At 71.7% G+C, this 25,560-nt stretch carries 21 protein-coding genes, 1 tRNA gene and 1 riboswitch; of the genes, 13 read left to right on the top strand and 9 right to left on the bottom strand.

Annotated features, from left to right (window positions below; all coding sequences use genetic code 11):
• Positions 1-35 precede the first annotated feature (35 nt).
• From AC3DEV_RS10195 to AC3DEV_RS10185, 3 genes are read left to right on the top strand one after another with little or no spacing between them, the layout of a single operon-like run.
• The gene (locus tag AC3DEV_RS10195; protein WP_488372017.1) at positions 36-704 is read left to right on the top strand and encodes an HAD hydrolase-like protein; all 669 of its coding nucleotides are present in this window, start codon (positions 36-38) and stop codon (positions 702-704) included.
• On the top strand, positions 694-1,185 hold the full coding sequence (locus AC3DEV_RS10190) for a low molecular weight protein-tyrosine-phosphatase (protein WP_488372016.1): 492 nt from the start codon (positions 694-696) through the stop codon (positions 1,183-1,185). The genes AC3DEV_RS10195 and AC3DEV_RS10190 overlap by 11 nt, the downstream gene beginning before the upstream one ends.
• A 51-nt stretch (positions 1,186-1,236) precedes the next feature.
• Positions 1,237-2,289, top strand: a complete 1,053-nt coding sequence (locus AC3DEV_RS10185) for an SURF1 family cytochrome oxidase biogenesis protein (RefSeq protein WP_488372015.1) — start codon at positions 1,237-1,239, stop codon at positions 2,287-2,289.
• A 75-nt stretch (positions 2,290-2,364) separates the two neighbouring features.
• Here AC3DEV_RS10185 and AC3DEV_RS10180 read toward each other — a convergent pair.
• Together AC3DEV_RS10180 and AC3DEV_RS10175 are read right to left on the bottom strand one after the other, a co-directional pair.
• A tRNA-Val gene (locus AC3DEV_RS10180) sits at positions 2,365-2,437 on the bottom strand.
• A gap of 97 nt (positions 2,438-2,534) precedes the next feature.
• Positions 2,535-2,969 carry a DUF3052 domain-containing protein gene (locus AC3DEV_RS10175; RefSeq protein ID WP_256821476.1) on the bottom strand — a complete coding sequence of 145 codons (435 nt, stop codon included), beginning with the start codon at positions 2,967-2,969 and terminating at the stop codon, positions 2,535-2,537.
• Positions 2,970-3,276: 307 nt separating this feature from the next.
• Between AC3DEV_RS10175 and aceE the strand changes: the two genes are divergently transcribed.
• The 5 genes from aceE to AC3DEV_RS10150 all read left to right on the top strand — a co-directional run bounded on the left by aceE (position 3,277) and on the right by AC3DEV_RS10150 (position 10,450).
• Positions 3,277-6,072: a pyruvate dehydrogenase (acetyl-transferring), homodimeric type gene (gene aceE, locus AC3DEV_RS10170; protein WP_132061884.1), complete on the top strand. Its 2,796-nt coding sequence runs from the start codon at positions 3,277-3,279 to the stop codon at positions 6,070-6,072.
• Between the two features lie 5 nt (positions 6,073-6,077).
• Positions 6,078-7,322: a PucR family transcriptional regulator gene (locus tag AC3DEV_RS10165; RefSeq protein WP_096905693.1), complete on the top strand. Its 1,245-nt coding sequence runs from the start codon at positions 6,078-6,080 to the stop codon at positions 7,320-7,322.
• A gap of 155 nt (positions 7,323-7,477) precedes the next feature.
• On the top strand, positions 7,478-8,404 hold the full coding sequence (locus AC3DEV_RS10160) for an ACP S-malonyltransferase (RefSeq protein WP_488372014.1): 927 nt from the start codon (positions 7,478-7,480) through the stop codon (positions 8,402-8,404).
• 102 nt (positions 8,405-8,506) lie between these two features.
• Complete coding sequence (gene acpM, locus AC3DEV_RS10155; protein WP_067714230.1) at positions 8,507-8,758, top strand: meromycolate extension acyl carrier protein AcpM; 252 nt, start codon at positions 8,507-8,509, stop codon at positions 8,756-8,758.
• Between the two features lie 255 nt (positions 8,759-9,013).
• On the top strand, positions 9,014-10,450 hold the full coding sequence (locus AC3DEV_RS10150; RefSeq protein WP_096905695.1) for an acyl-CoA carboxylase subunit beta: 1,437 nt from the start codon (positions 9,014-9,016) through the stop codon (positions 10,448-10,450).
• A gap of 206 nt (positions 10,451-10,656) precedes the next feature.
• Here the strand turns inward: AC3DEV_RS10150 and AC3DEV_RS10145 are convergent, their stop codons facing one another.
• The 4 genes from AC3DEV_RS10145 to AC3DEV_RS10130 form a co-directional block, all read right to left on the bottom strand.
• A complete protein-coding gene (locus AC3DEV_RS10145) occupies positions 10,657-11,166 on the bottom strand; it encodes a DUF3145 domain-containing protein (protein WP_067714234.1) in 510 nt (169 codons plus the stop codon).
• 202 nt (positions 11,167-11,368) lie between these two features.
• Positions 11,369-12,244, bottom strand: a complete 876-nt coding sequence (locus tag AC3DEV_RS10140) for a serine hydrolase domain-containing protein (RefSeq protein WP_488372013.1) — start codon at positions 12,242-12,244, stop codon at positions 11,369-11,371.
• A 112-nt stretch (positions 12,245-12,356) separates the two neighbouring features.
• Complete coding sequence (locus AC3DEV_RS10135; protein ID WP_488372012.1) at positions 12,357-13,937, bottom strand: ABC transporter permease; 1,581 nt, start codon at positions 13,935-13,937, stop codon at positions 12,357-12,359.
• Positions 13,934-14,887 carry an ABC transporter ATP-binding protein gene (locus AC3DEV_RS10130; RefSeq protein ID WP_119192619.1) on the bottom strand — a complete coding sequence of 318 codons (954 nt, stop codon included), beginning with the start codon at positions 14,885-14,887 and terminating at the stop codon, positions 13,934-13,936. The genes AC3DEV_RS10135 and AC3DEV_RS10130 overlap by 4 nt, the downstream gene beginning before the upstream one ends.
• 59 nt (positions 14,888-14,946) lie before the next feature.
• Here AC3DEV_RS10130 and AC3DEV_RS10125 point away from each other — a divergent pair, with 59 nt between their 5' ends.
• The 5 genes from AC3DEV_RS10125 to cbiB all read left to right on the top strand — a co-directional run bounded on the left by AC3DEV_RS10125 (position 14,947) and on the right by cbiB (position 20,193).
• Positions 14,947-16,041: an alpha/beta hydrolase gene (locus tag AC3DEV_RS10125; RefSeq protein ID WP_488372011.1), complete on the top strand. Its 1,095-nt coding sequence runs from the start codon at positions 14,947-14,949 to the stop codon at positions 16,039-16,041.
• A gap of 12 nt (positions 16,042-16,053) precedes the next feature.
• Positions 16,054-16,231: riboswitch (cobalamin riboswitch) on the top strand.
• 55 nt (positions 16,232-16,286) lie between these two features.
• Positions 16,287-17,327, top strand: coding sequence for an ABC transporter substrate-binding protein (locus AC3DEV_RS10120; RefSeq protein WP_488372010.1), 1,041 nt, complete (start codon positions 16,287-16,289; stop codon positions 17,325-17,327).
• 4 nt (positions 17,328-17,331) lie between these two features.
• A complete protein-coding gene (locus tag AC3DEV_RS10115; protein ID WP_488372009.1) occupies positions 17,332-18,417 on the top strand; it encodes a FecCD family ABC transporter permease in 1,086 nt (361 codons plus the stop codon).
• Positions 18,414-19,187 carry an ABC transporter ATP-binding protein gene (locus AC3DEV_RS10110; RefSeq protein WP_488372008.1) on the top strand — a complete coding sequence of 258 codons (774 nt, stop codon included), beginning with the start codon at positions 18,414-18,416 and terminating at the stop codon, positions 19,185-19,187. Before AC3DEV_RS10115 ends, AC3DEV_RS10110 begins: the two co-directional genes overlap by 4 nt.
• Positions 19,165-20,193, top strand: a complete 1,029-nt coding sequence (gene cbiB / locus AC3DEV_RS10105) for an adenosylcobinamide-phosphate synthase CbiB (protein WP_488372007.1) — start codon at positions 19,165-19,167, stop codon at positions 20,191-20,193. Before AC3DEV_RS10110 ends, cbiB begins: the two co-directional genes overlap by 23 nt.
• Positions 20,194-20,271: 78 nt before the next feature.
• Here cbiB and cobA read toward each other — a convergent pair whose 3' ends face one another.
• Genes cobA through cobN form a run of 3 tightly spaced genes read right to left on the bottom strand, consistent with a single transcriptional unit; the run spans position 20,272 to position 25,560 of the window.
• Positions 20,272-21,099 (bottom strand): uroporphyrinogen-III C-methyltransferase, encoded by an 828-nt coding sequence (gene cobA, locus AC3DEV_RS10100; RefSeq protein ID WP_488372006.1) that lies wholly within the window; start codon positions 21,097-21,099, stop codon positions 20,272-20,274.
• Complete coding sequence (cobF, locus tag AC3DEV_RS10095; RefSeq protein ID WP_159148798.1) at positions 21,096-21,884, bottom strand: precorrin-6A synthase (deacetylating); 789 nt, start codon at positions 21,882-21,884, stop codon at positions 21,096-21,098. Before cobF ends, cobA begins: the two co-directional genes overlap by 4 nt.
• Positions 21,877-25,560 carry a cobaltochelatase subunit CobN gene (gene cobN / locus AC3DEV_RS10090; protein ID WP_488372057.1) on the bottom strand — a complete coding sequence of 1,228 codons (3,684 nt, stop codon included), beginning with the start codon at positions 25,558-25,560 and terminating at the stop codon, positions 21,877-21,879. Before cobN ends, cobF begins: the two co-directional genes overlap by 8 nt.

The following is a 25,560-nucleotide window of genomic DNA, read 5'->3' as shown; positions in this document are numbered from 1 at the left end:
GGAACCCGCCCGGCGGACTCTGGGAGGATGGCGGCATGACCGACCGCCCGATCCTCCTCGTGGACCTCGACGGCACCATCACCGACTCCCTCGACGGCATCGCCAAGTCCCTCCACCACGCGCTCGGCGTGGTGGGCGCGCGCTGGGACTCCGACCGCGACATCCGTTCCATCGCCGGCCCGCCCATGGTCGACACGTTGACCTCGCTCGGCCTCGCCGGGCCCGACCTGGACCGGGCGGTGGCGGCCTACCGCGAGCGCTACGACGAGGTGGGGTGGCTGGAGAACGCCGTCTTCACGGGGATGGACGCGCTGCTCGACCGGCTCGCCGTGGACGGCTACCGGATGGCGGTCGCCACGAGCAAGGACGAGGTCGCCGCGCGCCGGATCCTCGGGCACTTCGACCTGGCCGCCCCCTTCGAGTTCATCGGTGGGGCGGACATCTCCGTCGGCCGGATGGCCAAGGCCGACGTCATCGCGCACTCCCTCTCGGCGATGGGGATCGACCCGACGCCCGTCGACGGCGGCGGGACCGGGCAGGTACTCATGATCGGCGACCGCGAACACGACATCGAGGGCGCCGCCCGCTACGGCGTCCCGACCGCGATCGTGCGCTGGGGCTACGGGCGGCCCGAGGAGTGGGACCGCGCCCACTGGTCGGCCGTCGACACCGCGGCGCTCGAGGAGATCATCCGTGGGTGGTGAGTCGCGGGTGCGGGTGGTGTTCGTCTGCACCGGGAACATCTGCCGCTCCCCCATGGCCGAGGTCATGGCCCGCCGGGCGTTCCACGACGCCGGGCTCGGCGACCGGGTGACCGTCTCCAGCGTCGGCACCGGCGACTGGCACGTCGGCAACGGCATGGACGCGCGCGCCGCGGCAGAGCTCGCAGCCCACGGCTACGACACCCGGCACGTGGCCTCGCAGCTGTCCCCCGGCGACCACGACGCCGACCTGGTGGTGGCCCTCGACACCGGCCACCGCGACCACCTGCACCGGGCAGGGGTCGACCCGGCCCGGATCCGGCTGCTGCGGTCGTACGACCCCCGCGCACACGAGCACGGCGCCGACGGCGCGGACGTGGCCGACCCCTACTACGGAGACGACAGCGGCTTCACCCGCACCCGCCTGCAGATCACCGCGGCCCTGCCCGGGCTGGTCGCCGAGGTGCGCGAGCTCACGGGGTAGCGGGCACACCTGCCCCGGGACCCGCCGCGCCGGGACGGATACCCTGGGAGCATGCGGATACTGCGGCGTTTCCTGACCCCGGGATGGGTGATCGGCGTCCTCGCCGCGGCCCTGTTCGCCTGGGCGTGCTTCGCGCTGCTCGCCCCGTGGCAGCTGGGCAAGAGCGACGATCTCGACGCCCGCAACGCCCGCCTGGCCGAATCCGTCGAGGCCGAACCCGCGCCGCTGGCGCAGGTGGTGGACGGCCCGCAGGCCTACGCCGAGCGCGAATGGCGCCTGGTCACCCTCACCGGGGAGTGGCGACCGGACTCCGAGGCACTGCTGCGACTCCGGTCGGTGGACGGCGAGCTGGTCTACCAGGTTCTCACGGTGTTCGACCCCGTGGACGGCGCGGACATGCTGGTCAACCGCGGATACGTGCTCGTCGGGGAGAACAACGCGGTACCGGACTATCCCGCCGCCCCCGCCGGCGAGGTCGAGATCACCGCCCGGCTGCGGGTCACCGAGCCCGGCGAGGCCGAGCCCGTCCCGATGGCCGGACTGCCCGCCGTGCGCGTGGTGGACCCGGTCGTCATCGGTGACGCCCTCGAACACGACCTCGTGTCGGAGGGTTACCTGCAGCTGGCCGGGGGCCAGCCAGGATCGCTCTCCCCCGCCCCGATCCCCGGCATCGAGAACGGCCCGTACCTGTCCTACGGACTGCAGTGGCTGGCGTTCGGCGTGCTCGCCCCGGCCGCGCTCATCTACTTCGCCTGGGCGGAGATCCGCGCCCGGCGTCGCGACGCCGAGGTCGCGGCCGCCGACGCCGACGCCGACGCCGATCAGGGGGCGGGGACACCGGATGACGGCACCACGCCCACCGCGGGGACCGACGCCCGGGGAGGCGACACCGACGACCTCGGCCGCGACGGCGGCGACGATCCCGCGAACGGTGACTCGTCGGGCGGCGGCTCGGACGGCGGCGGCTCGGACGGCGGCGGCCGGGGAGCCACAGAGCTCGACGAGGCGTCCGCCCGTGAACGCGCGATGCGGGCCCGTTACGGCGACCGCAACGACGCCGAGCAGCGCAGGGCCTTCCGCCGAGCGGACCGCCTCCGGACCTGACCCGCGCCGAGCCCTCGGCACCGGGTGCGGCCGGTTGTCATCGGCCGGTTGTCATCGGTCGGTCTTCGTCATCGGTGCGCGCGGAGGGAATCGAACCCCCGACCGCTGGTGTGTAAGACCAGAGCTCTAACCGCTGAGCTACGCGCGCGTGCGCACCGACGCGTCGATCGCGCCGGTGCGGTCAGATTATCCCACCCGGGACAGCGCCCCACCCCGGGGCGCACGAGGGGTCCGGGGTGCCGCGATCACTTGCGGGGCATGCTGTTCTTCCGCAGTGCGAGCCGGCTGCCGGCCCAGTCCCCGAGCGCGGCGGTGCGCGTCTGCAACATCCCCGCGGTCTGCGCGGACTCCGCGATCACAGCGGGCACCACATGCCCGTCGAGCCCCGTCTTGGGGGTGAGGACCCACACCGAACCTTCGTCCGCCAGGGGCGTCATGACGTCCATGAGTCGGTCGACCAGGTCGCCGTCACCGTCCCTCCACCAGAGCAGCACCGCGTCGACCACCTCATCGGTGTCCTCCTCCAGCAGCTCCGATCCGACGGCGTCCTCGACGGCCTCGCTGATCGACTCGTCACAGTCGGAATCCCATCCGACCTCCTGAACGAGCATGCCCTCCGTCAGTTCGAGCTGACCAGCTACCTGGTCCGCTCCGTCCTGCTGGTTCGCCGCGGCGACCACCGTGGTGTTCCTCCCTCTACTCCGTCGTACTACTTCTCTGGTCTTTCGCTGACCAGGAACACTACCCGCGCACACCCGCCGGGGAAACGACTACCGCCCATTTGTCGGTGTGTCGGCTCACGCGACGGTGTCGCGCGTCACGCTTTGGGGCACAATCGGAACCGGTGGGCCTACGGTGGCCCGCCCCGAGCCCGACGCGATCCGCCCCACACCTGCGCACCGCGGCCCGGGCCCGACGATGTACCACGACATGTGGTGGCCCCACCGGGCGTCCACGGTACGAATCACAGAAGTGAGGACGATACGCATGAGCGGAAACGAAGGCCCACGGGACGGGACCGCCCCCACCAACGTTCCGATTCTCCGGGAAGGGGTCGCCTCCTACCTGGCGGACTCCGACCCCGAGGAGACCCAGGAGTGGATGGACTCGCTCGACGGCCTGCTCGCCGAGGCCGGCCCCGAGCGCGCCCGTTACCTCATGCTCCGTCTGCTCGAGCGGGCCTCCAAGCAGCGTGTTCCGCTGCCCGCCCTCACGTCCACCGACTACGTCAACACCATCCCCACGAGCCTCGAGCCGGAGTTCCCCGGCGACGAGGCGGTGGAGCGGACCTACCGTCGGTGGATCCGCTGGAACGCCGCCATCATGGTCCACCGCGCCCAACGGCCCGGGATCGGCGTGGGTGGTCACATCTCCACCTACGCCGGGGCGGCCCCGCTCTACGAGGTGGGGTACAACCATTTCTTCCGCGGCAAGGACCATCCCGGCGGCGGCGACCACATCTACTTCCAGGGCCACGCCTCCCCCGGCATGTACGCCCGCGCCTACCTCGAGGGCCGGTTGCGGGAGCAGGACCTCGACGGGTTCCGGCAGGAGAAGAGCCATCCGGGGCGTTCACTCCCCTCCTACCCCCACCCCCGTTCGCTGCCCGAGTTCTGGGAGTTCCCCACGGTCTCGATGGGCCTGGGGCCGATCAACGCGATCTACCAGGCGCGGTTCAACCGGTACCTCCACAACCGCGGCATCAAGGACACGTCGCAGCAGCACGTGTGGGCGTTCCTCGGTGACGGTGAGATGGACGAGGTCGAGTCGCGCGGCGCGCTCCAGATCGCCGCGAACGACGCCCTCGACAACCTCACCTTCGTCATCAACTGCAACCTCCAGCGTCTCGACGGGCCGGTCCGAGGGAACGGGCAGATCGTCCAGGAGCTGGAGTCGTACTTCAGCGGCGCCGGCTGGAACGTCATCAAGGTGGTCTGGGGTCGCGAATGGGACGCCCTGTTCGACAAGGACACCGAGGGCGCGCTCGTCTCGCTGATGAACTCGGTCTCCGACGGCGACTACCAGACCTTCCGCGCCAACGACGGCGCCTGGATCCGCGAGCACTTCTTCGGCCGCGACCCCCGCACCGCCAAGCTCGTCGAGGACATGACGGACGACGAGATCTGGGCGCTGCGCCGCGGCGGTCACGACTACCGCAAGATCCACGCCGCGTACAAGGCATCGCTCGAGCACACCGGCCGGCCGACGGTCATCCTGGCCCACACCATCAAGGGCTTCGGACTGGGCCAGAACTTCGAGGGCCGCAACGCGACCCACCAGATGAAGAAGCTGACGCTCGACGACCTCAAACTGTTCCGCGACAAGCAGCAGATCCCCATCACCGACGAGGAGCTGGAGGCCGATCCGACCCAGCCGCCCTACTACAACCCGGGGCCGAACTCGCCGGAGATCCGCTACATGCTGGACCGCAGGTCCGCCCTCGGCGGGCACGTCCCCGAGCGGCGCCAGACCTTCACCCCCCTGGCCGTGCCGGGCATCGACGCCCTGAAGTCACTCCGCAAGGGGTCGGGTAAGCAGGCCGTCGCCACCACCATGGCGCTCGTGCGGACGGCCAAGGAGCTCATGCGCGACGAGTCCCTGCGCGACCGTTTCGTGCCGATCATCCCCGACGAGGCCCGCACCTTCGGCATGGACTCGTGGTTCCCCACCCTGAAGATCTACAACCCGCACGGGCAGAACTACACCTCGGTGGACCACGACCTCATGCTGAGCTACAAGGAGGCCAAGGACGGCCAGATCATGCACGAGGGCATCAGCGAGGCGGGGTCCGTCGCCGAGTTCACCGCCGCCGGGACCGCGTACGCGACCCACGGCCAGCCGATGATCCCTCTGTACATCTTCTATTCCATGTTCGGGTTCCAGCGCACCGGCGACGGCATCTGGGCCGCCGCCGACCAGCTCGCCCGGGGCTTCCTGCTGGGCGCCACCGCCGGCCGCACCACGCTCACCGGCGAGGGCCTTCAGCACATGGACGGCCACTCCCCGCTGTTGGCCGCGACCAACCCGGGGATCATCTCCTACGACCCGGCATGGGCGTACGAGGTCGCCCACATCATGCGCGCGGGCATCGAGCGCATGTACGGCCCCGGCGCGGCCCACGAGACCGAGACCGACGGCATCGACCGCAACGTGTCGTACTACATCACCCTGTACAACGAGCCCGTCCCGCAGCCCGCGGAGCCCGAGGACCTGGACGTCGACGCCCTCCTGCGCGGTCTGTACCGCTTCCGCGCGGCGGAGGCCGGGAGCCACAAGGCCTCCATCCTCGCGTCCGGCGTGGCGATGTATGCGGCGGTCGAGGCGCAGAAGATGCTCGCCGACAAGTGGGACGTCGCGGCCGACCTGTGGTCGGCGACCTCGTGGACGGAGCTCGCCCGTGACGGCTTCGAGTGCGAACGCCACGAGCTCCGCCACCCCGATCAGCAGCCGCGCATCCCGTTCGTCACCGCGGCACTGGCGTCGGCCGAGGGGCCGAAGGTCGCGGTGAGCGACTTCCAGAAGGCGGTTCCGGACCAGATCCGCGCCTGGGTCCCCGGGGACTTCACCGTCCTCGGATGTGACGGCTTCGGGTTCTCCGACACCCGGCCCGCGGCCCGCCGCTTCTTCAACACGGACGCCGAGTCGATCGTCGTGGCCGTCCTCGCGGGCCTGGCCCGCGAGGGGACCATCGACAAGACCACCCTGCTCGAGGCGGCGCGTCTGTACCGGATAGACGACGTCATGGCCGCCCCCGAGCCGACGACGGACCCCGGAGTGGCGTGACAGACATGGCCGACCCCGGGACCGGGGAGAGGGACGCACATCCCGTCCGGCGGCGCTCCGCGACGCCGCCGGACGATCGTCCCGTCTCCGATGCCCTGCTCAAGCGCATCACCCGGTACTCGGGGACCCTGTCGACCGAGGCGGTCCGCGCGTTGGAACAGGATCTGGCGTTCTTCGCCGAGTTGTCCGCCGACCAGAGGGCCGAGATCCAGCTGATCATCCAGAGCGCGGTGCGCGACTTCGTCACCTGGATGCGCAACCCCGAGGCCCCGCACACGGACACCATCGCGGGGTTCAAGTTGCTCCCCAAGGGGCTCGGCCAGGGGCTGACCCTGCAGCAGACGGTCCAGCTCGTCCGGTCGACGTGTGAGTACTTCGAGCTGGTGATGCCACGGATCACCCACAACGAGCGCCAACGCGGACTCATGATCACCGCGGTGCTCAAGTTCGGCCGTGAACTCGGCTTCACCGCGGCGGCGGTCTACGCCGCCGCCGCGGAGAACCGGGGAGCCTGGGACACCCGAATGGAGGCGATGCTGGTCGACGCCGTGGTCCGCGGTGATCGTCATGCCGACCTCGCCTCCGGTGCCTCGGCCCTGAACTGGGACCCGACCACCGCGGCGACGGTGATCGTCGGCAGGCCCCGTGAGGAACTCGGACTGGCGTCGGTGCCCGCCGCGCACAAAGCCGCGGTCGCGGCCGGCCGCCACGCACTGGCCGTGGTGCAGGGCGCGCGCCTCGTCGTCATCCTCTCCGGGGAGCTCGAGTCCTCCTCCGCCGTCCCGGCCGAGGTCCTCGACTCCTTCTCACCCGACGCGCCGGTCGTCGTCGGGCACACGGTGAGCTCCCTCGCCGAGGCCCCGGACAGCGCGACCGAGGCGCTCTCCGGCGTGGCGGCGGTCTGTGGCTGGCCCGGCGCCCCCCGACCGGTCGCGGCGATCGACCTCCTGCCCGAGCGGGTCCTCGCCGGCGACCGGGGCGCGGCGACGATGTTGGTCGACCGGGTCGTCACACCGCTGAGGGGCGCAGACACCTCGGTCGAGAACACCCTCCGGGCCTATCTGGACTCCGGTGGGCACGTCGAGGCGTGTGCCCGCGAGTTGTACGTCCATCCCAACACCGTGCGGTACCGCCTCAAGAGAGTGAGTCAAATCACCAAATTCGACCCGCTTAACGCGAGGGACGCTTTTGTCCTGAGAATCGCCCTCGTCCTCGGGAAGTTCGCCGACCGAAGCACTCAGGAGTCGTGATAAATCACTCCCGTAACAGGGTGTAACGAAACCGAACCGTCCGGAGATGGACGACCAGCCAGCTCGCCATTTGTGGGAAGCGCACAAAATCCCGGCTGTGTTTCTGGCTTGGGGAACATCATCCTAAGAGGGGCGGGGCGTGTTCTCTGATACCCGTGCTTTGCCTTACTGCCCCTGGACAAGGGTCTCAGAAAGCCGGGATGCTCGCGCCCTGGCTCGAGTTGCCCGGTGCCTCGGACCGTCTCGACGAGTGGTCCGCATCGAGCGGACTCGACCTCGAGCGTCTCGGCACGACCGCGACCCTGCAGGAGATCACCGACACCGCGGTGACCCAGCCACTCGTCGTCGCCTCGGCCCTGCTCGGTGCCGCCGAGTTGCGCCGTCGCGGCCAGGTGCCCTGCGACACGATGGTGGCCGGCCATTCGATCGGCGAGATCGCCGCGCTGGCGATCGCCGGGGTGGTGTCGGAAGCCGACGCCCTGCATCTGGCGTCCGTCCGCGGTGCCGCGATGTCCCGGGCGTGTGCCGAGCGCCCCACCGGCATGATCGCGGTGCTGGGCGGGGTCGAGGCCGATGTCCTGCTGTCGCTGGACACCGCCGGGCTGCAGCCGGCCAACCGTAACGGCGCGGGCCAGATCGTGGCCGCCGGCCCGCTCGAGGCCTGCGACGCCCTGGAGCAGAATCCACCGAGCCGGGCCCGCCTGCGTCGACTGGAGGTCGCCGGGGCGTTCCACACCCACCACATGGCCTCCGCCGTCGACGAGGTCCGCGACCTGGCCGACACGATAGAGGTCAACGACCCGGAGCTGACGCTGGTCTCCAACGCCGACGGCATGGTCGTCACCTCCGGTCGCGACGCCCTCGACAGGGTCGTCTCCCAGATCACCCATCCCGTCCGGTGGGACCTCTGTACGCAGACGATGCTCAAGTTGGGCGTCGATGCGTTCATCGAGCTGCCGCCCTCCGGCTCACTCGTCGGGTTGGCCAAGCGCATGATGCGTGACGTTCCCCGGTACGGCGTGACCACCCCCGAGGACCTCGAACTCGCCCTCGAGTCGGTCCCCGCACTCAGCGGCGCGTGACCGCTCCTCCCACCCCCGATCGTCGGCCCCGGCCGGCGATCGCGACCAGACCATCCGTCGCGCCCGCCGGGCACGGCACCACCCATCAGAAAGGGACACCACATGGCACGCACCGAGGCCGAGATCATCGCAGGACTGGCGGAGATCGTCGAGGAGGTCACCGGGATCGAACCCTCCGAGGTGACCCCGGAGAAGTCCTTCGTCGACGATCTCGACATCGATTCGCTCTCCATGGTGGAGATCGCCGTGCAGACCGAGGACCGCTACGGGGTTGAGATCCCCGACGAGGACCTCGCCAAGTTGCGTACTGTTCAGGATGCGGTCGACTACATCCAGAAGCTCGACCAGAGCTGACATCCGGCCCCGTGTGCCGGGGCGGGGACGCAGTCAGGGCCGAAGGTGCGGTCGGTGCACCACGTCGAGCCCGCGTCCCCTCCCCCACACAGGGCCCAACAATGATCACCCCGCTCACGGCGGGGTGCCGGGCGAGAGGTCCGGACCGGGACGGGGGTCCCGATCCGAACGCCGATCGCCCACAAGCCAGTCCGGGGGTCCATCGCAGGCGCGCTCTCCCTTCCAGGGACACGCGCCGAGGAAAGGACTGCACATATGACCATCACCAGCCCTGTTGACCAGAACACCCAGATCGACCCTCGAGATCCCGTCGTCCGGCTCGAGAACCTCTTCGACCCGGCTTCGCTCGAGTTCATCACCGAGCCCGACGCCTCCGGCGCCATGGCCGCGCGCGGCCTGATCGACGGCGAACCCACCATCGCGTACGCGACGGACGCCACCGTCATGGGTGGTGCCATGGGCCTGGACGGGTGCCGGCACATCGTGCGTGCCATCGACGTGGCGATCGACGAGCATCTGCCCGTCGTCGGCGTCTGGCACTCGGGTGGGGCGCGACTCGCGGAGGGCGTCGAGGCGCTGCACGCGGTCGGCCTCGTATTCGAGGCCATGGTCCGCGCGTCGGGCCACGTGCCCCAGATCTCCGTCGTGCTCGGGCCCGCCGCCGGCGGCGCCGCCTACGGCCCCGCGCTGACCGACGTCGTCATCATGGCGCCGGCCGGCAAGATCTTCGTCACCGGTCCCGACGTGGTCCGCTCCGTCACCGGCGAGCAGGTCGACATGGAGGGCCTGGGCGGCCAGGACGTGCACCACCGCAAGTCGGGGGTGTGTCACATCGCCGCGACCGACGAGCGTGATGCCCTGCACCGGGCGCGTCGTCTGGTGACCCTGCTGTCCGCGCAGGGCGAGTTCGACCCGCGTGCCCTCGAGGGCGATCACACCGATCTTGCGGGCCTGCTCCCCGACTCACCGAAGCGCGCGTATGACGTCCGTCCTCTCGTCCACGGGCTGCTCGACTCCTCGGAGCTCGATGGCAGCACCACCTTCGAGGAGCTGCAGGCCAAGTGGGCGCCCAGCATCGTGGTGGGCTTCGGCCGGATGTCCGGCCGCACCGTGGGTGTCATCGCCAACAATCCGCTGCGGTTGGGCGGTTGCCTCAACTCGGAGTCCGCGGAGAAGGCCTCGCGGTTCGTCCGGCTCTGCAACGCCTTCGGCGTGCCGCTGGTCGTGATCGTGGACGTCCCCGGTTACCTGCCCGGCGTCTCGCAGGAGTGGGACGGCGTGGTGCGCCGCGGCGCCAAGCTGCTGCACGCGTTCGCCGAGGCCTCGGTCGCCCGGGTCACGCTCGTCACCCGCAAGATCTACGGCGGTGCCTACATCGCGATGAACTCGCGCGCTCTCGGAGCCTCCGCCGTGTTCGCCTGGCCCGACGCCGAGGTCGCGGTGATGGGCGCCAAGGCCGCCGTCGGCATCCTCCACAAGCGCACCCTCGCGGCGGCTCCCGAGGACGAGCGGGAGGCCCTGCACGACCGTCTGGCCGATGAGCACGCGGCCATCGCCGGTGGCGTGGGTCGCGCGGTCTCCATCGGTGTGGTCGACGAGGTCATCGAGCCCACCGACACCCGCCGACGGATCGCCGAGGCGCTGGACGCGGCCGCGCACACCCGCGGCCAGCACAAGAACATCCCGCTGTGACCTGAATCCGGCCGGAATACCTCCGGCAGGATCCGCACCCGACGACTGCGCCCCCTCCCCGATCTGACGGGAGGGGGCGCAGTCGTGTCCCGGAAGGGCGCGGGGGCCGCCCGCCGCCATCGTGCCGGATACACGAATCAGCGCCCGCCCCGAGAGCTGGGCGGGCGCTGTCCGGAGTGAGCGCGGGAGTGCGGAGGTCCGGCGGGTCAGCCGACCCGGGAGAGCCAGGTGACCTCGGCGGCGGCCGGGTGGCCGCGCAGCGGTTCGAGGGCGCGGTCCCAGGCGGTGCCGAGCTCGTCCTCCACCGCGGCATGGAAGGCGGCGGGACCGGCCTTCATGAGATGCCGGAGCCGGTTCTCGCTGAGCACCACGTCGCCACTGGCGCCCGTCTGCCCCCGCCACATCCCGAGTTCGGGTGTGTGGGAGAAGCGTTCGCCGTCGACGAGGTCGCTCGGGTCCTCGGTGACCTCGAAAGACAGCATCGACCACTTGGCCAGCGAATCGGCCAGACGCGCGCCGGTGCCGACCGGGCCGATCCAGTCGACGATCGCTTTGCGAGCGCCCGGCTGGGCCGGCTGGTCTTCCCAGCGCATGGCTGAGTTGGCGTCGAGCGTGGCTGCGAGAGCCCACTCGACGTGAGGGCATAACGCGGTAGGCGCGGCATGGATGAACACCACGCCGGTCGTCGTATCCGCGAGATAGTTATGGTCAGACATCACTTCACTCCCGACTCACTGAGGGACGTCTTCCCCAACGACCTCACGAAATCGTGTGAATGATGTTGCTTCTGTTGCTTGTAGTTAACACTGTGCCTGAAGTGATCGAATTACACCAGCGACACTTCTCGACTCTCAGCAAAGTTACAGCACGGTGATTCCCGCGCCCGGCACGAGTGCGGGCGTGTCGCGGGTGGCGGATTCACCCGCCGAGCGAGTCCTCTTCGCGCGAACGCCGGGTTTCCGCATCGACCACCCTGTCGGACAGTTCCGGCCACAGCGGCTTGGCCCAGTCGCCGAAGTCGCGGTCGGTGAGCACGATGAGCGCCGTGGAGATCTCCGGTTCGACCCACAGCAGGGTCCCGGACTGCCCGAAGTGCCCGAAGGTCGCGGGCGAATTGTGCTGCCCGGTCCAGTGGGGGTGCTTGGCGTCGCGGAGTTCGAAGCCCAGGCCCCAGGGGCACGGCTTGTGCATGCCGTACCCGGGCACGATCCCGTCGAGGCCGCGGAACTGTTCGGTCACGGCCTCCTCGAGGGTCTCGGGCGCGAGCAGCCGCGGGGCCACGAGTTCACGGGCGAACGCGATGAGGTCGGCCAGGCTGGCGGAGGCCCCGTGCCCGGCGGAGCCCTCGAGCGTGGTGGCCTCCATGCCCAGCGGCTGACACACCGCCTCGTGGAGGTAGTCGCCGAACGCGATCCCGGTGGCGTCGGCGATGTGGTCGGCCAGCACCTCGAACCCGGCCGAGGAGTAGATCCGCCGTTCCCCCGGCTCGGCGCGGACCTTGTCGCGGTCGGCGAAGTCCAGCCCCGAGGCGTGGGCGAGCAGGTGACGCACCGTGGACCCCTCGGGCCCCGCGGGCTCATCGAGGCCGATGGCCTCCTCCTCGACGGCCAGGAGCGCGGCCATCGCGACGAGGGGCTTGGTCACCGAGGCCAGGCGGTACACGCGGGTGTCGTCCCCGTGGACCGCGAGGGCGCCGTCGGGGCCGACCACCGCGGCCGAGACGGTGTCCACCGGCCAGTCCGCCACCACCGACAGTGCGGTGGAGAGCCTGTCTCGATCGAACTCGTCCGACATCGGTTCCTCCCTGGTTCGCGTGCGACCGGCGGCGCCGGTGTCCGTGACGGCCGCGCCGGTGAGGCGTGGCGTCCGTGCGAGCCAGTCTGTCAGGTCGGGTCGGGCGCCGCGGTCAGGTCCGCGGCACGTCGCGACGCCGGAAGCCGGCCAGCCCCACGGCGACCAGCACGACCGTCACCGTGAGGAGCACGGCCACGCCGATCGCGTTGACGGGGCCGACGGGCGCGGTGCCCACCGCGCCGAACGGGGACAGGCGCATCTGGTCCTCGTCGAGCCGGAGCGTGGGTCCCATGAGGGTGACGACGACGGCGAGGGCGAACGGCGCCCAGGCCAGGACCTGCAGTCTCGGGGATGCGCCGAACAGGCCGATCGAGATCGCGACGAACACCAACGCGGCGGGGACGTACCACGCCCCGGCGCCGATGATGCGTCCCGCCAGGTCCGGGTCGTCGAGCACGGCGGCAGCGGAGATCCCGAAAGCGGCGGCGCCGGCGAGGACCACGACGACGGTGCCGACGGTGACGACCGCGGTGTGGGCGGCGAGCCACGACCACCGCGAGCGCCCCGTGGACAGTTCCATCTCGAGTCGCCCCGCGGTCTCCTCGCCGCGCAACCCGGTGAGGGTCTGCAACGCGAACCCGGCCCCGAGGAATCCGGTGAACGCCACCAGCATCTGCACGATGGAATCGACCACGGTGCCCGAGTCGCCGAGGAACACGGCGAGGTCGGGGTTGGACATCATCGTCTCGACCACCACGTTCATCAGCGCGCCGTACATGGCCATCAGTGCCACCACGCCGATCGTCCAGCCCGTCAGCGCGCCCAGGTGCTGGTGTACGGCGGTCCCGGTCCGGGACGCCCGCCACCGGGACGCGGTGGCGGGGCCGGTCCGGGCGGGGACCATCCCCTGACCCACGTCGCGGCGCGCGGCGAGCCACAGCGCGGCCGCGGCGAGCCCGGCCGCGGCGACGACGGCGACGATCAGGGGCACCACGGAGGACTCGCCGAACGGCCGGGTCAGGCCGTGCCAGCCCAGCGGCGAGGTCCAGCTCAGCCAGTTGCGGTTGACGTCGCCGATCCCGCGTGTGATCAGGGTCAGTCCGGCCACGGTCATCGCCGCCGCCCACACGGTCCGGCTGTGCGCGAACACCTGCGCGAGCACGGCGGTGCCGGCCGCGTACACCCAGCCGGCGGCGACGATCGAGGCCACGTACAGCGCCGCGCCCGCGCGGTCGAGGTCGACGGTGAGGGTCGCCGCCCACAGCGCCAGACCGAGGACGGTGAAGACCCCGGCGACGACGACGAGGGCAGCCGCCGTCGGGGCGAGCCGTCCGACCCGGCCCGCCAGGAGCAGTTCGGACCGTCCGGACTCCTCCTCCTTGCGGGTGGCACGCGCGGTCAGGGCGATCGCCATGACGGGGATACCGAAGGCGACCATGAACGAGTACTCGTTCATCATCACGCCGCCGAGGGTGTCGAGCCCGGCCACCCGGCCGGTGAGCATGATCATCGACTCGCCGACCGAGGCGCCGTACGTGGCGAGTTCCTGCGGGGTGTCGTACAGGGCTGCGATCGACAGCCCGGTGACGAGGTACAGCGCGGCCAGGCCGAGGACCCAGGCGGCCGCGGCCCGCCACCCGGTGCGCAGGGCGATGCGTGCCAGCAGGCCGGTGCCGGCGAACGGCGAGGTCATCGCCGGTCCCCCGTTCGGTCATCGTCTCCGGTGGCCGCACCCGCCCCGGAGTAGGCGTTGCGGAACAGGTCGTCCAGGCTGGGCGGGGTCGCGGTGAGCGTGTGGATGCCGGCCGCGTGAAGGAGGCCGGTGACCTCCCCCAGCTGCGGGGCCGGCACGTGGCAGCGGACCTCGAACCGACCGTCGGCGGCCTCCTCGATCCGCAGGCCGTCGACCCCCGTCACGCGCCCGAGTGAACCCGGATCGGCGTCGGTGACGGCGTGGACCTCGGTCGTGGTGTGACGCCGCAGGTCGGCCAGCGTCCCCGAGGTGACGGTGCGGCCGTCGCGGATGATGCTCACGCGGTCGGCGAGGGTCTCGACCTCGCCCATGATGTGGCTGGACAGCAGCACGGTGGCGCCGCCGTCGACGGCCTCGCGGACGCACTCCTGGAACGTCTGCTCCATGAGCGGGTCCAGGCCGGACGTGGGCTCGTCCAGTACGAGCAGTTCGGCGTCGGAGGCCAGCGCGGCGATCAGCGACACCTTCTGCCGGTTGCCCTTGGAGTAGTCACGTGTGCGTTTGGTCGGGTCCAACCGGAAACGCTCGATCAGCTCGTCCCGCCGGCCCGGGTCCAGTCCCCCGAGCGCCCGGCCGAGCAGGTCGATGCACTGGCCGCCCGTCAGCCGCGGCCACAGGGTCACCTCGCCGGGGACGTAGGCCAGCCGGGCGTGGAGCTCGACCGCGTCGCGCCACGGGTCCCCGCCGAACACCGTCGCCCGCCCGGAGTCGGCGCGCATGAGCCCGAGCAGGATCCGGATGGTGGTGGATTTACCCGACCCGTTGGGTCCGAGGAACCCGTGGACCTCCCCGCGGCGCACCTCCAGGTCCAGCTCGTCCAGGGCCCGGGCGCGGCCGAAGGTCTTGACCAGGCCCTCGACCCGCACCACGCTGTCGTGTTCTGAACGCATGATCAGCTCCTTCGTCCGATTACCCCGATCATCCCAGGGATCCGCGTCACAATGTGCCCATGCGCTCTCCCATGTCCGGCCACCGTGACTTTTCCCCGTCGATCCCGGATCGCCTGACCAAGGCCGTCATGACCGCTGCCGGGTTCCTGCCCGGCCCGCTCCTCCGACTCGTCGGCGGGACCCCGCGACGGATGGACGGCCAGGTCCTCGACCCGCACTTCCAGGCCGGGCTCCGGGTCATCTCGATGACATCCGAGGGCGAATATGAGGATCTGACCGTCGAGAAGGCACGTTCGGCCGTCGAGCGGTCGGCGTTCACCGTCTCGGGGAAGAAGATCGACCTCGCCGTCGTCACCGACATCGTCCTCCCGCTCGGCGGCACCGACCCGGACCGGGCCGACCTGCCCGCGCGCCTGTACTCGCCGGTCCACGGTGACGAGACGCTGCCCGCACTGGTGTTCTTCCACGGCGGCGGCTGGGTGCTCGGCAGCGTCGACTCGCACGACGCGACCTGCCGCTACATCGCCAAGACGGGCCGGCTCAAGGTGATCAGCGTGGACTACCGGCTGGCACCCGAGTTCCGGTTCCCCACCGCGGTCGAGGACGCGATCGCCGCGTTCCGGTACGTCCGCGACCACGCCGACGAACTCGGCGTGGACCCGACGCGCATCGCGGTGGGCGGTGACAGCGCCGGCGGCAACCTGGCGGCGGTGGTCTGTCAGCAGACGCGCGACGCCGGGGAGAAGATGCCGGACTTCCAACTGCTGTTCGTCCCCGCCACCAACATGTCCGCGCGGACCCGCTCGTACGAGCTGTTCGGCGACGGCTTCTTCCTCACCCGGGCCAACATGGACTGGTACGAGGAGACCTACATCCGGTCCGACGAGGACCGGCTCGACCCCCGCGCCTCCCCCCTGCTGGCGGAGGACTTCTCGGGACTGCCGCCCGCCCACGTGGCCACGGGCGGATTCGACCCGCTGCGCGACGAGGGCGAGGCGTACGCCCGGAAGATGGCCGACGCCGGTGTCCCGGTCTCGCTGCGCCGCCACGATTCGCTGGTCCACCCGTTCGTCAACGCCGTCGGGGCCACCCCGCTCGCGCGCTCGGCACTGTCCGAGGCGGTGGGCGCGATGCGGATGGGGCTGGCGTACTGACCCTGGAGCCCGTGTTACCTTGTGATCGCCAGCGAGACCGATCGGTCGCGGGAATCCGGTGCGAATCCGGAACTGACGCGCAGCGGTGAGGGTGATGGCGGGGCACTATGCCACTGGGCCGCACGGTCTGGGAAGGCGCTCCGTCCAGGTGATCCCGAGTCCGAATACCGGCTGGCCCTCGCGGTGACAACCGCCAGGTCATCACCGGGCTTCGCGTTCCAGGCCCGCGACCTCGGAGCACACCCATGCGTTCTTCCACCCTGGTCGCCCTCGCCGGCGTCACCCTTCTCACCCTGACCTCCTGCACCGCCCACGACCCGGCTGCGATCGCCGGCCCGGGCACCGATCCGATCGAGAACTGCGGGGAGCAGGTCCAGCTCGACGCCCCGCCCGAACGGGTCGTCTCGCTCAACCAGGGCTCCACCGAGATCCTGTACGCCCTCGGCCTCGGCGACCGGATGGTCGGCACCGCCACCTGGACAGACCCGGTCCTGCCCGAGTTCGCCGAGGTGAACAGGTCGGTCCCCCGCCTGGCCGACAACGCGCCGTCGATGGAGGCCGTCCTCGACGTGGAACCGGACTTCGTCACCGCCTCCTTCGGCAGCACCCTCGGCCAGGGCGGGGTCGCCGCCCGCGAGCAGTTCCACGAACTCGGCGTGGGTACGTACCTCTCCCCCACCGACTGCGTGGGCAAGGTCGCCGACTCCGGGGACGGCGTCCGGGAGACCCCCCTCACCCCGGACCTGCTCTACCGCGAGATCACCGAGCTCGCCCGGATCTTCGACGTGGCGCAAGCCGGTGACGAGCTGGTGGCGGACCTGCAACGCCGGCTCGACGAGGCCGCCGAGAGCGTCGATGCCCGCGGTGTCTCCGCGATGTACTGGTTCGCCAACTCCGAGTCCCCGTACCTGGCCGGCTGCTGCGGTGCCCCCGGCCTCATCTCGACCACCCTGGGCCTGGAGAACGTCTTCGACGACACCACCCAGGAGTGGCCGCAGATCAGCTGGGAGGTCGTGGCCGAGCGCGACCCGGACGTGATCGTCGTGGGCGACCTGACCCGCAAGAGCCAGACCGCCGAGACCGCGGAGGCCAAGATCGCCTACCTCGAGTCCAACCCCGTCACCCGGGAGATGGCCGCGGTCCGGGAGAAGCGATTCATCGACATCACCGGCGCCGAGATGAACCCGTCGCTGCGCACGATCTACGGGGTGGAGACCGTCGCGGCGGGACTCACCGAGCTTGGACTCACCACACCGGGTCTCGCCGAGCCGGACCCGGCCAACTGACCCGATGACCCTCGCACCCGAGAGGACCACCGCCCCGGTGGTCCCGGCGCCACCGCGTCGGCGGCCGCCCCTGCGGCGGCCGTCCGCGCTGGTCACCCTATGGCTCGGCGGCCTGGGGCTGCTGGCGGTGTCGACGGCGCTCGTCATCACCATCGGCCCGTCCGGACTCACCGCCGCCGACGTCGTCCAGTCCGCCCTGGCCCGCCTCACGGGAGCCGACTCCGGGCTCACGCGGATCCAGGAGGGGATCATCTGGAACCTGCGGCTGCCGCGCACCCTCATGGCGGCCCTGGCCGGGGCGGGGCTCGCACTGTGCGGCGTCATCCTGCAGTCGCTGCTTCGCAACCCGCTGGCAGACCCGTACATCCTCGGCATCTCCTCCGGCGCCTCGACCGGGGCGGTCCTCGTGGTGGTGCTCGGGGTCGGCGCGGGCGCGGTCGGGCTCACCACGGGGGCGTTCGTCGGAGCGCTCGCCGCGTTCGGCTTCGTCCTGGTCCTGGCCTTCGCGTCCGGCGGCACCACCGACCGGGTGGTGCTGGCCGGGGTCGCGGCGACCCAGCTGTTCTCCGCGGTGACCTCGTTCGTCGTCTACATCGCCGCCGACGCGGAACAGACCCGCGGCGTACTGTTCTGGCTGCTCGGCTCGCTGGCCTCCGTCCGCTGGTCGGACGTGGCGGTGTGCGGCGTCGTGGTCCTGCTCGGGCTGGTGGCGTGCCTGCTGCACACCTCCAGCCTCGACGCGTTCACCTTCGGCCAGGACGCCGCGGCCGCCCTCGGCGTCAACGTGGCCCGCACGCGGCTGGTGCTCATGGTGGTGACGGCGCTCGTCACGGCCGTCATCGTGAGCACCTGCGGCGCGATCGGTTTCGTGGGGCTGGTACTCCCGCACGCCGCGCGGGCCCTGGTCGGGGGTCGACACCGGGTCCTCGTCCCGACCGCGGCGCTGATGGGCGCCGTGTTCGTCGTGTGGATCGACGCCGTCTCCCGCACCGTGATCGCGCCCCAGGAGTTGCCGATCGGGGTGGCCACCGCACTCATCGGCGTCCCGGCCTTCGTCGGGCTCCTCCTGCGACGGGGACACGGCCGATGACCGCCGCCCCGTCGACCCTCGAGGCTCGAGGCGTCTCGTGGTCCGTGCGCGGACGGACCATCCTCGACGACGTCACCGTAGCTCCCGCCCCCGGCACGATGGTCGGGGTGCTGGGGCCGAACGGATCCGGCAAGTCGACGCTCCTGCGCATCCTGACGGGCCTGCTCCGGCCCGACACCGGATCGGTGCACCTCGACGGCACGGACATCCGGTCGATCCCCCGCAAACGCCTGTCCCGGCGCGTGGCCCTGGTGGCGCAGGAGGCGACCACCGACCAGAACCCCACGGTCCGGGAGGTCATCGAACTCGGCCGCATCCCCCATCGCGCGGCCTGGTCGGGTCCGGGTCCCGGGGACGACGGGGTGGTGCGGCGCGCGGCGGCCACGACCGGCCTCGGCGACCGCCTGGACCAGCGGTACGCGACCCTGTCCGGCGGCGAGCGGCAGCGGGTGCAGATCGCGCGGGCGCTGGCCCAGGAGCCCGGTGTGCTGGTCCTCGACGAACCGACCAACCACCTCGACATCCGCCACCAGCTCGACCTGCTGGCCCTGGTCCGCGCCACCGACACCACGGTGATCGCCGCCCTGCACGATCTCACCCTGGCGGCCACGTTCTGCGACCATCTGATCGTATTGTCCGGTGGGCGACTCGTGACCGGCGGCGCGCCCCACGAGGTGCTCACCGCCGACCTGATCCGGGAGGTGTACGGAGTGGAGGCCGAGGTGACCCACGACGGGCGGGGGGCGCATGTCCGCTATCTCGCGCGCTGACCCCCACCCGCACCGCGCGTCGTGCACGCGCCGCCGCGGTGACGGGTACGCGCTTGCCGCCCGCGCGGCGGGCATCGCGGCCGGGTTCGCCCTCGATCGCCTCGTCGGCGACCCGCGACGGTTCCACCCCGTCGCGGGCTTCGGCCGGGTCGCGCTCGTCGTGGAGTCGCGACTCCTGCGGCCCGGCCGGACGGCCAACGCCCAGAGGGCGGCGGGCCTGCTGTTCACCGGCGTCCTCGTGGGGGGCACGGCTGCGACGGTGACGGTCGTCCGCCGTCTGGCCGGGAGGAACCTCGCGGCTGCCGTGGTGTGGGACGCGGCCGTGGTGTGGTCATGCCTGGGCGGGTCCTCGCTGCTCGAGGTCGCGCGGCGGCAGGGTGACCTTCTCATCCGGGGCGATCACGCGGGTTCCCGGGACCTGTTGCCGTGGTTGTGCGGACGGAATCCGGCCGCGCTCGGCCCGGAGGATCTCGCGCGGGCGGTCGTCGAGTCGGTCGCGGAGAACACCTCCGATGCGGCGGTGGCCACGCTGTTCTGGGCCGCGGTGGCGGGTTCGCCCGGCGCCGCCGTCCACCGCGCGGCCAACACGCTCGACGCGATGGTGGGTCACCGTTCGGAGCGGTACCGCCACTTCGGCACCGCCGCCGCTCGGCTCGACGACGTGCTGGGGTTCCTGCCGGCCCGGGTGGCCGGCGTGCTCGGGGTGGTCTGCGCCCCGACCGTGAGCGGGAGTCCCGCCGGGACCCTGCGGGCGTGGGTCCGTGACGCACCGGCGCACCCGAGCCCGAACGCCGGGGTCGTCGAAGCCGTGTGCGCGGGCGCACTGGGGGTCCGGCTCGGCGGGCCCACGCCCTACCCGTACGGGATGGAGGACCGGGCGGTCCTCGGCGACGGCCGGTCGGTCCGGGCCGACGACATCCGCCGCGCGATTCTCCTGCACAACCGCGTCCAGGTGGTCACCGCCGCGCTGGCCGTGCTGGGTGTGGTCGCACGCTCCTGCCGATGAACTCACGCGTGCGCATCGGCGCGGGCGGGAACTCACCGACGGCGGCGGCGGGGCCTGATCCGTCGCCGCCCACACCGCTCAGGGGTGGGCCATCATCTGCCCTGCCAGCCCGGCGACCGCCCCGATCACGGTGATCGTGGGAGGCTCGACCTCCGCTTCGGCCGCCTGCCGCGCGATCGTCGCCAGCGTCCCGCGCAGGACCCGCTCCGCCGGGGTGGAGCCGTTCTCGATCATGACCGCGGGAGTATCCCCTGCAAGCCCTTCGGCGAGAAGCTCAGCGGCGATGGCGGCGAGGTTCGTCACCGCCATGAGCAGCACGAGCGTGGTTCCGGACCGGGCGAGCGCCCCATAGTCAAGGGTAGACTGCGGGTCGCCCGGCGGGACGTGGCCGGAGATCACCGACACGCCCTGCGAGAGCCCGCGGTGGGTGGCCGGGACGCCGGCGAGGGCCGGAACCGACAGCGCCGAGGTGACGCCCGGGATCACGGTGACGGGCACCCCGGCCGCGGTGCACGCGAGGTGCTCCTCGGCGCCGCGGCCGAACAGGAAGCTGTCGCCGCCCTTGAGTCGGACGACGGTGCGCCCGCGCCGCGCGTGCTCGACGAGGATCCGGTTGATCTCCTCCTGCGGGGTCGCCGGACCGAAGGGCACCTTGCCCACGTCGATCACCTCGATGCCCGGGTCGAGCTCGTCGAGGATCGACACCGGTCCCAGGCGGTCGGTCACCACCACATCGGCGGTGCGGACGGCGTCGAGGCCGGCCACGGTCATCAGCCCCGGGTCCCCCGGCCCGCCGCCGACCAGCACGACCCGGCCCGCGCAGTCCCGCGCGGCCGTGGCGCCGGCGCTGTCCTTCCCGCCGGTCGTCCCGGCCGTCGCCCCGGCGGTGTCCTTCTCAGCCGTCATCGGGCCGTCGTCCCTTCTCCGCGTCGCAGTAGATACACGTCCATCACCCAGCCGTGCTCGTCGCGCAGCCGCTCGCGGTGCGCGCGCAGGTCCGGCAGGACGTCGCCCACGCGGCCCGCGACGAGCGTCTCGCCGGCGTCGCCGAGGTTCCCGCCCCACCAGATGTTCCAGTCGGCCAGGTCATCGAGCGGCAGGTCGCCGTTGAGCATCACCACCACGTTGTCGGCGCCGGCGGCCACGACCTCGCGCAGCCGGCGACCGGTGGTCACGGTGACCGTGCCGCCGATCTCGTGCAGGACCAGACGGTGGCGCGCGGCCAGAACCTGGAGCGCGGAGATCCCGGGCACGACTTCCACCTCCAGGTCCAGCGCACCGCGCTCGGCGATCCGGTCGAGGATCCTCAGCGTGGAGTCGTAGAACGCCGGGTCGCCCCACACGGGGATCGCCACATCGCCGGGCCGGGAGGCCACGACGCGTTCCCAGGCCAGGGAGCGGGCCTCGTGCCAGTCCGTCACCACGCCGCGATACCCGGCGTCGGAGGAGGTCGACGACGACGAGCGGTCCCGCTCCGGATCGGGCACACCCACCAGCTCGACGCCCGGCGCGTGGCGGGCGAGCAGCCGCGCGCGGAGATCGATCAACGGGTCGGCCGGGCCTTTCACGGCCGCGAGGGCGTAGTCGCTGGCTTGCAGGGCCCGGGCGGCCTCGACCGTGATCTGGTCGAGCCCGCCCGAGCCGATGCCCACCACGCGCACGCGCCGCCGGCCGGTGGGGAACTCAGTCACCGTGGGACTCCTCGAGATCGCCCTCCACGTCGAGGTAGACCTGCCGCATCCGATCCATGATGTCCGCGTCGGGCTCGGCCCACATCCCGCGGTCGGCGGCCTCGGAGAGCCGCTCGATCATCCCGCGCAGCGCCCACGGGTTGGACCGGCGCAGGAACTCCTGGTTGGTCTCGTCCAGGACGTACTCGCGGGCGAGCGAGTCGTACATCCAGTCGTGGACCACGCCGGCGGTCGCGTCGAACCCGAAGAGGTAGTCCACCGTGGCCGCCAGCTCGAACGCGCCCTTGTAGCCGTGGCGTTGCATAGCCGCGATCCACCGCGGGTTCACCACGCGGGCGCGGAACACCCGCGTGGTCTCCTCCGCCAGCGACCGGGTGCGCACGGCGTCAGGCGTGGTGGAGTCGCCCACATAGGCGCGCGGCTCGGCGCCGGTGAGCGCGCGGACGGTGGCGATCATCCCGCCGTGGTACTGGAAGTAGTCGTCCGAGTCGGCGATGTCGTGCTCTCGCGTGTCGATGTTCTTCGCGGCGACCGCGATGCGCCGGTAGTTGGTGCGCATGTCGTCGGCCGCGGGGACTCCGTCGAGGCCGCGGCCGTAGGCGTACCCGCCCCAACGGGTGTAGACCTCGGCCAGGTCTCGGTCGTCACGCCAGTTGCCCGCCTCTATGGTCTGCAGGATCCCGGCGCCGTAGGAGCCCGGTGCGGAGCCGAAGATGCGGGTGGTGGCCCGGCGGTGGTCGGAGTGCTCGGCCAGGTCGGCCCGCGTGTGGGCGGCGACGAAGTTGTGTTCGTCGGGCTCGTCCAGCTCGGCGACCATCCGCACGGCGTCGTCGAGCATCCCGATGACGTGCGGGAACGCATCGCGGAAGAAGCCCGAGATGCGCACGGTCACGTCGACGCGCGGGCGGCCCAGCTCCTCGGACGGGACCACCTCCAGACCCGTGACCCGGCGGGAGGCCTCATCCCACTCGGGGCGGACGCCCAGCAGGGCCAGGACCTCGGCGATGTCGTCGCCCGAGGTGCGCATGGCCGAGGTGCCCCAGATCGACAGCCCCACCGAGCTCGGGTACTCCCCGGTCTCGGCGACGTGCCGGTCCAGCAGCGAGTCCGCCATGGCCTGACCGGTCTCCCACGCCAGCCGCGACGGGACGGCGCGCGGGTCCACCGTGTAGAAGTTCCGGCCCGTGGGCAGCACATTGACCAGGCCCCGAAGGGGGGATCCCGAGGGCCCGGCCGGGATGAACCCGCCGTCCAGGGCGTGCATGACGGCGTCCAGCTCATCGACAGTGGCGGCCAGTCGCGGCACCACCTCACGGGCGGCGAACTCGAGCACCTGCGCGACCTCGTCGTCGTTGTCGTCGTCGTTGTCGTCATCGCCCTCGGACGCGCCGTCGCCCGCCTCACCCGCGGTGAGGCCCGCGGCGGCGAGGACGTCGGGCACCGCGGCGACGTCCCACTCCCGCGCGTCCATCCCCTCGACCAGCGCCTTGGCGAGCGCCTCGACCCGGTCGACCTCCTCGGTCGGCGCGCCCTCGGCCAGCCCGAGTGCGCGACGCAGGCCCGGAACCGCCCCGGACTCGCCGCCCCACACCTGCGAGGCCCGCAGGATCGCCAGCACCAGGTTGACGCGCGCCTCGCCCGCGGGCGCCTGGCCCAGGACGTGCAGGCCGTCGCGGATCTGGACGTCCTTGATCTCGCAGAGCCAGCCGTCGACGTGGAGCAGGAAGTCGTCGAACTCCTCGTCCCCGGGCCGTTGCTCGAGGCCCAGGTCCTCGTGCATGTGCGCGGACTGCATGAGCGTCCAGATCTGCGCGCGGATGGCCGGGAGCTTGGCCGGGTCCATCGATGCGATGTTCCCGTACTCGTCGAGCAGCTGCTCCAGGCGGGCGATGTCCCCGTACGACTCCGCGCGGGCCATCGGCGGGACCAGGTGGTCGACGATCGTCGCGTGCGCACGGCGCTTGGCCTGCGCGCCCTCGCCGGGGTCGTTGACGAGGAAGGGGTAGATCAGCGGCAGGTCGGCGATCGCCGCGTCGGTGGCGCAGCCGGCCGAGAGCGCGGCGTTCTTGCCCGGCAGCCATTCGAGCGAGCCGTGCTTGCCGATGTGCACCAGCGCATGCGCCCCGAAGCCGTGGGCGAGCCAGCGGTAGGCGGCCAGGTAGTGGTGGGACGGCGCGAGCTCCGGGTCGTGGTAGATCGCCACCGGGTTCTCGCCGAACCCGCGGGGCGGCTGGATCAGCAGCACCACGTTGCCGGCCTGGATGGTGGCCAGGACGATCTCCCCGGCGTCGTTGACGAACAGGCTTCCCGGCGCCTCGCCCCACGCCTCGACCATCTCCGTGCGCAGCGTCTCGGGCAGGTCCGCGGTCCAGCGCAGGTAGTCCTCGGTGCTGATCCGCACGTGGCTGTCGGTGAGCTGGGCGCTGGTGAGCCACTCCTCGTCCTGCCCGCCCGCGGCGATGAGCGCGTGGATGAGGGCGTCGCCGGCGGCGGTGTCGTCGGCGTAGTCCCCGGCGGTGTCCAGGAACCGGGCGATGGGGCCGTCGTCCGGGCCCAGGTCGTAGCCCTCGTCGCGCATCCGGCGCAGCAGGCGGATGGTCGAGACCGGGGTGTCCAGGCCGACGGCGTTGCCGATGCGGGAGTGCTTGGTCGGATAGGCCGACAGGACCAGCGCGACCTTGCGGTCGGCGGGCGCCACATGGCGCAGCCGCGCGTGGGCCACGGCGATCCCGGCGACGCGAGCGCACCGCTCCGGATCGGCCACGTAGCGGGGCAGGCCGTCGGCGTCGATCTCCTTGAACGAGAACGGCGCGGTGATGATCCGGCCGTCGAACTCGGGGATCGCGATCTGGTTGGCGGAGTCCAGCGGGTTGACGCCGTCGTCTGAGGCCGCCCAGTCCTCGCGGCTCCACGTCAGGCACAGGCCCTGCAGGACGGGAATGTCCAGCGCGGCGATGCGCTCGACGTCCCACGTCTCGTCCTCGCCGCCCGCACGCACCGCACCGGGCGTGGTGCCGCCGGCGGCGAGGACCGTGACGACCAGCGCGTCCAGTGAGCCGAGCGCGTCGAACAGCTCGTCGGGGGCCGAGCGCAGGGAGCCGGCGAAGACCGGCACTCCCACCGCGCCAGCGGCGTCGATCGCGTCGGCCAGCGAGTGGGCGAATCCGGAGTTCCCGCTCACCTCGTGGGCGCGGTAGTAGAGCACGCCCACGCGGGGCAGGCCGGGGGCTTCCGTCGTGTCCGGCCGCGGCGGCATACCCCACACCGGCACGTTCTCCGGCGGCTCGAACCCGGCGCCGGTGAGCAGCACGGTGTCGGCCAGGAACGCGTGCAGCTGCGCGAGATTGCCCGGGCCGCCCTCGGCGAGATAGCGGTGCGCCTCGGCCGCGATGCCGATCGGGACCGTGGACAGCTCCATCAGGTCGGCGTCGGGGGTCTGCTCCCCACCCAGGACCACCACCGGGACGCCCGCGCCGAGCACGGCGGCGAACCCGGCCTCCCAGGATCGTCGGGAGCCGAGGATGCGGACCACCACCAGGTCGGCGCCGACGAGCAGTGCGGGCAGATTCGCCTCGACGTCGAGTCGGGACGGGTTGCCGAGCGTGAACGCCGCGCCGGATTCGCGCGCGGAGAGCAGGTCCGTGTCGGAGGTGGACAACAGGGTGATGCGGGGCAC

Source organism: Dietzia sp. IBK-p2-15D (genome assembly GCF_057773105.1).
Note: the sequence above shows the minus strand (reverse complement) of the source record. Positions and strands in the feature narration are given on the sequence as shown.

What these genes read in the sequence shown, in the direction of transcription:
- AC3DEV_RS10185 (WP_488372015.1), top strand. Translation starts at nt 1,237, where the DNA reads ATGCGGATACTGCGGCGTTTCCTGACCCCGGGATGGGTGATCGGCGTC.
- AC3DEV_RS10165 (WP_096905693.1), top strand. Translation starts at nt 6,078, where the DNA reads ATGGCCGACCCCGGGACCGGGGAGAGGGACGCACATCCCGTCCGGCGG.
- AC3DEV_RS10125 (WP_488372011.1), top strand. Translation starts at nt 14,947, where the DNA reads ATGCGCTCTCCCATGTCCGGCCACCGTGACTTTTCCCCGTCGATCCCG.
- AC3DEV_RS10110 (WP_488372008.1), top strand. Translation starts at nt 18,414, where the DNA reads ATGACCGCCGCCCCGTCGACCCTCGAGGCTCGAGGCGTCTCGTGGTCC.
- AC3DEV_RS10150 (WP_096905695.1), top strand. Translation starts at nt 9,014, where the DNA reads ATGACCATCACCAGCCCTGTTGACCAGAACACCCAGATCGACCCTCGA.
- aceE (WP_132061884.1), top strand. Translation starts at nt 3,277, where the DNA reads ATGAGCGGAAACGAAGGCCCACGGGACGGGACCGCCCCCACCAACGTT.
- AC3DEV_RS10120 (WP_488372010.1), top strand. Translation starts at nt 16,287, where the DNA reads ATGCGTTCTTCCACCCTGGTCGCCCTCGCCGGCGTCACCCTTCTCACC.
- cbiB (WP_488372007.1), top strand. Translation starts at nt 19,165, where the DNA reads ATGTCCGCTATCTCGCGCGCTGACCCCCACCCGCACCGCGCGTCGTGC.
- cobA (WP_488372006.1), bottom strand. Translation starts at nt 21,099, where the DNA reads ATGACGGCTGAGAAGGACACCGCCGGGGCGACGGCCGGGACGACCGGC.
- AC3DEV_RS10140 (WP_488372013.1), bottom strand. Translation starts at nt 12,244, where the DNA reads ATGTCGGACGAGTTCGATCGAGACAGGCTCTCCACCGCACTGTCGGTG.
- AC3DEV_RS10115 (WP_488372009.1), top strand. Translation starts at nt 17,332, where the DNA reads ATGACCCTCGCACCCGAGAGGACCACCGCCCCGGTGGTCCCGGCGCCA.
- AC3DEV_RS10135 (WP_488372012.1), bottom strand. Translation starts at nt 13,937, where the DNA reads ATGACCTCGCCGTTCGCCGGCACCGGCCTGCTGGCACGCATCGCCCTG.
- AC3DEV_RS10145 (WP_067714234.1), bottom strand. Translation starts at nt 11,166, where the DNA reads ATGTCTGACCATAACTATCTCGCGGATACGACGACCGGCGTGGTGTTC.
- AC3DEV_RS10195 (WP_488372017.1), top strand. Translation starts at nt 36, where the DNA reads ATGACCGACCGCCCGATCCTCCTCGTGGACCTCGACGGCACCATCACC.
- acpM (WP_067714230.1), top strand. Translation starts at nt 8,507, where the DNA reads ATGGCACGCACCGAGGCCGAGATCATCGCAGGACTGGCGGAGATCGTC.
- AC3DEV_RS10130 (WP_119192619.1), bottom strand. Translation starts at nt 14,887, where the DNA reads ATGCGTTCAGAACACGACAGCGTGGTGCGGGTCGAGGGCCTGGTCAAG.